The organism is Streptomyces viridosporus (assembly GCF_002078235.1).
GTDB classification, from domain to species: domain Bacteria; phylum Actinomycetota; class Actinomycetes; order Streptomycetales; family Streptomycetaceae; genus Streptomyces; species Streptomyces viridosporus.
This window is the reverse complement of record NZ_MSGP01000628.1, coordinates 1-6493: the sequence shown is the minus strand read 5'-3', so window position 1 is coordinate 6493 and position 6493 is coordinate 1. Positions and strand designations below refer to the sequence as shown.

Sequence of the window (6493 nt, the reverse complement as noted above, 5' to 3'; positions counted from 1 at the left end):
GCGGCCGGTCTCGCCGAGGACGACCGCGTGGCCGCCGGTCATGTACTCGCAGCCGTGGTCGCCCACGCCCTCGGAGACGACCAGCGCGCCGGAGTTGCGGACGCAGAACCGCTCGCCGACCTTGCCGCGCAGGAACATCTCGCCGCCGGTGGCCCCGTAGGCGAGGGTGTTGCCCGCGATGACGCTGTACTCGGCGAGGTGGTCGGCGCCCCGGTCCGGGCGGACGACGAGCCGGCCGCCGGACAGGCCCTTGCCGACGTAGTCGTTGGCGTCGCCCTCCAGGCGCAGGGTGATGCCGCGCGGGACGAAGGCGCCGAAGGACTGGCCGGCGGAGCCGGTGAAGGTGATGTCGATGGCGTCGTCGGGCAGGCCCGCGCCGCCGAACTTCTTCGTCACCTCGTGGCCGAGCATGGTGCCGACCGTGCGGTTGATGTTGCGGATGGCGACCTGGGCGCGCACCGGCTGGGCGTCGGCGGCGTCGGTCGCGGACAGCGCGTCGGCGGCGAGCTTGATCAGCTCGTTGTCGAGCGCCTTCTCCAGGCCGTGGTCCTGGGGGACGACCTGGTGGCGGACGGCGCCCTCGGGCAGCTCGGGCACGTGGAACAGCGGGGCCAGCTCCAGGCCCTGCGCCTTCCAGTGGTCCACCGCGCGGGTCACGTCGAGCACTTCGGCATGGCCGACGGCCTCCTCGACGGAGCGGAAGCCCAGTTCGGCGAGGAGCTCGCGGACCTCCTCGGCGATGAACCGGAAGAAGTTCACGACGTGCTCGGCCTTGCCGGAGAACCGGTCCCGCAGGACCGGGTTCTGCGTGGCGATGCCGACCGGGCAGGTGTCCAGGTGGCAGACGCGCATCATGACGCAGCCAGAGACCACCAGCGGCGCGGTCGCGAAGCCGAACTCCTCGGCGCCGAGCAGCGCGGCGACGACCACGTCCCGGCCGGTCTTGAGCTGGCCGTCGGTCTGGACGACGATCCGGTCGCGCAGGCCGTTGAGCAGCAGGGTCTGCTGGGTCTCGGCGAGGCCCAGCTCCCAGGGGCCGCCGGCGTGCTTGAGCGAGGTCAGCGGGGAGGCGCCCGTGCCGCCGTCGTGGCCGGAGATGAGCACCACGTCCGCGTGGGCCTTGGACACGCCCGCGGCGACCGTGCCGACGCCGACCTCGGAGACCAGCTTGACGTGGATCCGCGCCCGCGGATTCGCGTTCTTCAGGTCGTGGATCAGCTGGGCGAGGTCCTCGATGGAGTAGATGTCGTGGTGCGGCGGCGGGGAGATGAGCCCCACGCCCGGCGTCGAGTGACGCGTCTTCGCGACCCACGGGTAGACCTTGTGGCCGGGCAGCTGGCCGCCCTCGCCGGGCTTGGCGCCCTGGGCCATCTTGATCTGGATGTCGTCGGAGTTGACCAGGTACTCGGAGGTCACGCCGAAGCGGCCGGAGGCGACCTGCTTGATGGACGACCGGCGCGCCGGGTCGTACAGGCGCTCCGGGTCCTCGCCGCCCTCACCGGTGTTGGACTTGCCGCCCAGCTGGTTCATGGCGATGGCGAGGGTCTCGTGCGCCTCCTGGGAGATGGAGCCGTACGACATGGCGCCGGTGGAGAACCGCTTGACGATCTCGGAGACCGGCTCGACCTCGTCGACGGGGATCGGCTGCCGGTCGGGCTTGAAGCCGAACAGGCCGCGGAGCGTCATCAGCCGTTCGGACTGCTCGTTCACGCGCTCGGTGTACTTCTTGAAGATGTCGTAGCGGCCGGAGCGCGTGGAGTGCTGGAGGCGGAAGACCGTCTCCGGGTCGAACAGGTGCGGTTCGCCCTCGCGGCGCCACTGGTACTCGCCGCCGATGTCCAGGACGCGGTGCGCGGGGGCGATGCCGGAGGCGGGGTACGCCTTGGCGTGGCGGGCGGCGACCTCCCGGGCGACGACGTCGATGCCGACGCCGCCGATCTTGGTGGCCGTGCCGTCGAAGTACTTCTCCACGAAGGCCTCGGCGAGGCCGACGGCCTCGAAGACCTGGGCGCCGCGGTAGGAGGCGACGGTGGAGATGCCCATCTTGGACATGACCTTCAGGACGCCCTTGCCGAGGGCGTGGATGAGGTTGCGGATCGCCTTCTCGGGCTCGCCGTCGACGGCCTGCAGGAAGGTGCCGGCGCGGACCAGGTCCTCGACGGACTCCATCGCCAGGTAGGGGTTGACGGCGGCGGCGCCGTAGCCGATGAGCAGGGCGACGTGGTGGACCTCGCGGACGTCGCCGGCCTCGACCAGCAGGCCCACCTGGGTGCGCTGCTTGGTGCGGATGAGGTGGTGGTGGACGGCCGCGGTGAGCAGCAGCGACGGGATCGGCGCGTGCTCGGCGTCGGAGTGCCGGTCGGACAGGACGATCAGACGGGCGCCGTTGCCGATCGCGGCGTCGGCCTCGGCGCAGATCTCCTCGATGCGCGCGGCGAGCGCGTCACCGCCGCCGGAGACCCGGTACAGACCGGACAGGGTCGCGGCCTTGAAGCCGGGCATGTCGCCGTCGGCGTTGATGTGGATGAGCTTGGCCAGCTCGTCGTTGTCGATCACCGGGAACGGCAGGACGACGCTGCGGCAGGAGGCGGCCGTCGGCTCCAGCAGGTTGCCCTGCGGGCCGAGGGAGGAGCGCAGGGAGGTGACCAGCTCCTCGCGGATGGCGTCCAGCGGAGGGTTGGTGACCTGGGCGAAGAGCTGGGTGAAGTAGTCGAAGAGCAGCCGGGGGCGCTCGCTGAGCGCGGCGATCGGCGCGTCGGTGCCCATCGAACCGATCGGCTCGGCACCGGACTTGGCCATCGGCGCGAGGATGACGCGCAGCTCCTCCTCGGTGTAGCCGAAGGTCTGCTGGCGGCGGGTGACCGAGGCGTGGGTGTGCACGATGTGCTCGCGCTCGGGCAGGTCGGACAGCTCGATCTCGCCGGCCTCCAGCCACTCCGCGTACGGGTGCTCGGCGGCGAGGGCGGCCTTGATCTCGTCGTCCTCGATGATGCGGTGCTCGGCGGTGTCGACGAGGAACATGCGGCCGGGCTGCAGGCGGCCCTTGCGGACGACCTTCGCCGGGTCGACGTCGAGGACGCCGACCTCGGAGCCGAGGACGACCAGGCCGTCGTCGGTGACCCAGTAGCGGCCGGGGCGCAGGCCGTTGCGGTCGAGCACGGCGCCGACCTGGGTGCCGTCGGTGAAGGTGACGCAGGCGGGGCCGTCCCAGGGCTCCATCATCGTGGAGTGGTACTGGTAGAAGGCGCGCCGGGCCGGGTCCATGGAGTCGTGGTTCTCCCACGCCTCCGGGATCATCATCAGCACGGAGTGCGGCAGCGAACGCCCGCCCAGGTGCAGCAGTTCGAGGACCTCGTCGAAGGACGCCGAGTCGGAGGCGTCGGGCGTGCAGACCGGGAAGACACGCTCGAGGTCCTCGCCGGAGCCGAACAGGTCGGACATCAGCTGCGACTCACGGGCGCGCATCCAGTTGCGGTTGCCCTTGACGGTGTTGATCTCACCGTTGTGCGCGACGAACCGGTACGGGTGCGCCAGCGGCCACGACGGGAAGGTGTTCGTGGAGAACCGGGAGTGCACGAGCGCGATCGCGGAGGCGAAGCGGCGGTCGGACAGGTCCGGGAAGAAGGGCTCGAGCTGACCGGTGGTCAGCATGCCCTTGTAGACGATGGTCCGCGCGGACAGCGACGGGAAGTAGACGCCGACCTCGCGCTCGGCGCGCTTGCGCACCACGAAGGCCTTGCGGTCGAGGTCGATGCCCCGGTTCACCCCGTCGGTGACGAAGACCTGCCGGAAGACCGGCATCGTGGAACGGGCGGTGGCGCCGAGCAGTTCGGGCGCGGTGGGCACCTCGCGCCAGCCGAGGACGGTCAGGCCCTCGGCGGCGGCGATCCGGCCGATCCGGACGGCGGCGTCCTCGGCGGCGTCCCGGGGCAGGAAGGCGATGCCGACGGCGTAGGCACCGGCCTCGGGCAGGTCGAATCCGGCCACGTCGCGGAAGAAGGCGTCCGGGACCTGGGAGAGGATGCCGGCACCGTCGCCGGAGTCCGGCTCGGAACCGGTGGCACCGCGGTGCTCGAGGTTGCGCAGGACGGTGAGGGCCTGGTCGACCAGGGTGTGGGACGCCTCGCCGGTGAGGGTCGCGACGAAACCGACGCCGCAGGCGTCGTGCTCGTCGCGGGGGTCGTACATGCCCTGCGCGGCAGGGCGGGCATCCATGAAGGACCGGTTCGGGCGGTCGCTCACGGAATGCCGGGACGGCTGGCGCGGCGTACGCATCGGCTCTCCCGTCGTCGTCATGTGGCAGGTGCAAGATGCCGAGGGACGACGCTGGCCCTCTGCGTGGTGCGAAAGCTGGTGCAGGTTACACGATGGAGCGGTTCTCGGGAAGCGGGATATTCCGTTCCGGCATACGGACACCACACGGAAGGCGGCGGGTTTCCGCGTCCGACGGTGGAAGAAGCCCCGAGGAGCTCCGGGGGACCCGGCCGGACAGATCGGTGTCCGGCGGTCCGACGGCGGAGCGGGCGTCCTCGTCCGCCCCGCGGGCACGCCGCCGGCCTCCTCGCCCGCAACGCTTACGGCTCATGCCCCGCGGTCACGCGGCCGAAACCAGCAGGTAACGACTACTTATACGGCACATCGCATAAGAGCGCACCGGGTCACCCTATGGCCGTCCCGAACAGCGCACCCAGGGCATAGGTCACACCGGCCGCCGCGCCACCGAGGGCGAGCTGCCGCAGACCGCTGTACCACCAGGTCCGCGCCGTCACCTTGGCCACCACCGCGCCGCACAGGAAGAGTCCGAGCAGCGCCACCAGCACGGCGGGCCACAGACTGCTCGCACCGAGGAGGTAGGGCAGCACGGGCAGCAGCGCGCCCAGCGCGAAGGAGCCGAAGCTGGAGACGGCGGCGACGGTCGGCGAGGGGAGGTCGCCGGGGTCGACGCCGAGCTCCTCGCGGGCGTGGATCTCCAGGGCCTGCTCGGGGTCCCGGGAGAGCTGCCGGGCCACTTCGCGGGCCAGCTCCGGCTCGACGCCGCGGGCCTGGTAGAGCGCGGCGAGCTCGGCCTCCTCGTCCTGGGGGTGCTTGCGCAGTTCACGGCGCTCGACCTCCAGCTCGGCCTCGACCAGCTCGCGCTGGGAGGCGACGGAGGTGTACTCGCCGGCGGCCATGGAGAAGGCACCGGCGGCCAGGCCCGCGAGACCGCTGAGGACGATGGTCTGCTGACTGACGGAGCCGCCGGCGACGCCGGTCATCAGGGCGAGGTTGGAGACCAGGCCGTCCATCGCGCCGAAGACGGCCGGGCGCAGCCAGCCGCCGTTCACGTCCCGGTGCGTGTGGTTGTCGCGGTGCGCCTCGTGCAGCGCCGCCTCGGTTTCGATGATGGCCATGAAGCGTCCCCCAGGAAGCTCGCGCAGGGCTCACCCGAGCCCTTGTTTGGACTGATTCTACTTTTCGACATCACCCAATGTACGCCGTGAAACTCCCCGCCGCCAGCAAGGAAAGGCTGGGCTAACCTGCGGCTTTGTAGATTTCGCTCGACTGTGCGAATAGCCGCTCATATGTCGTCCGGGTGACGCTGGGGCCGGTGAGGCTGCGCGGAGCACCGCGCCGGGGAGAGTCCAGCAAAGGGCTTCGCGCCCCTCGCGGGCGCCCCTGAGAGGAGAGCCGCGCATGGCACCGACCGCCCGCATCCCCTCCACCCCGGTGCTCGAGAGCCCCGTCGGGCTCCGCGAACGGGCCCGCGGCGCACTGCTCGGCCTGGCCGTCGGCGACGCGCTGGGCGCCCCGGCCGAGAACATGAAGCCCTCCGAGATCCGGGCGACGTGGGGCCGCATCACGGGATACGTGGCGGACCGCCCCGCGGGCACGGACGACACCGAGTACGCGATCTTCTCCGGCCTGCTGCTGGCCCGGCACGGCCACGCGCTCACCCCGGCGCACGCCGAGGCGGCCTGGCACGAACTGATCGCCGACCGCGCCGAGGGCCCCTTCCGGGGCGCCGGTTTCAGCGAGCGCGGCACGCTGGAGAACCTGCGCCGGGGACTGGCCGCCCCCATCTCCGCCCAGCACCGGCACGCCTGGAGCGACGGGCTGGCGATGCGGGCGGCGCCCTGCGGGGTCTTCGCGGCGATGGCCGGGGCACCGGTGGTCACGGTCGTGGCCTCCGCCCTGGCGGTGATTCCGGACGACTCCTGGACCGCCCGTTCACTGCGCCGCGCCGTCACCGCCGCCCACCTCGGCGAACGCGCGGTCCGCTCGGCGGTCGTGATCGGCGGCTACCCCTGGACCGACCTGGCCCCCGAGGCGGTCGCCCTCGCCTTCGGCGCGTACGCGGCGGCCGACGGCGACTTCGAGCAGGCGGTGCTGACGGCCGTCAACATGGGGCGCGACGCCGACACCACGGCGGCGGTCGCGGGCGCCCTGGCGGGCGCGACACGGGGCGCCCGCGCGATCCCGGAGCCCTGGGCGGCCGCCATCGGCCCGGCCCACG

General features: G+C 72.0%; 3 protein-coding genes. 1 reads left to right on the top strand and 2 read right to left on the bottom strand.

Features of this window, described 5'->3' with window-relative positions:
- Both gltB and B7L92_RS34630 read right to left on the bottom strand, forming a co-directional pair.
- Nucleotides 1-4275, bottom strand: a 4275-nt coding sequence (gltB, locus tag B7L92_RS34635) for a glutamate synthase large subunit (protein WP_081241195.1), incomplete at its 3' end; no start/stop codon positions are given.
- A gap of 383 nt (nucleotides 4276-4658) precedes the next feature.
- Nucleotides 4659-5390, bottom strand: coding sequence for a VIT1/CCC1 transporter family protein (locus tag B7L92_RS34630; RefSeq protein ID WP_081241194.1), 732 nt, complete (start codon nucleotides 5388-5390; stop codon nucleotides 4659-4661).
- 283 nt (nucleotides 5391-5673) lie between these two features.
- On the opposite strand from B7L92_RS34630, the gene B7L92_RS34625 reads away from it, so the two are divergent.
- The coding region (locus B7L92_RS34625; protein ID WP_107501706.1) for an ADP-ribosylglycohydrolase family protein at nucleotides 5674-6493 on the top strand (820 nt) is incomplete at its 3' end.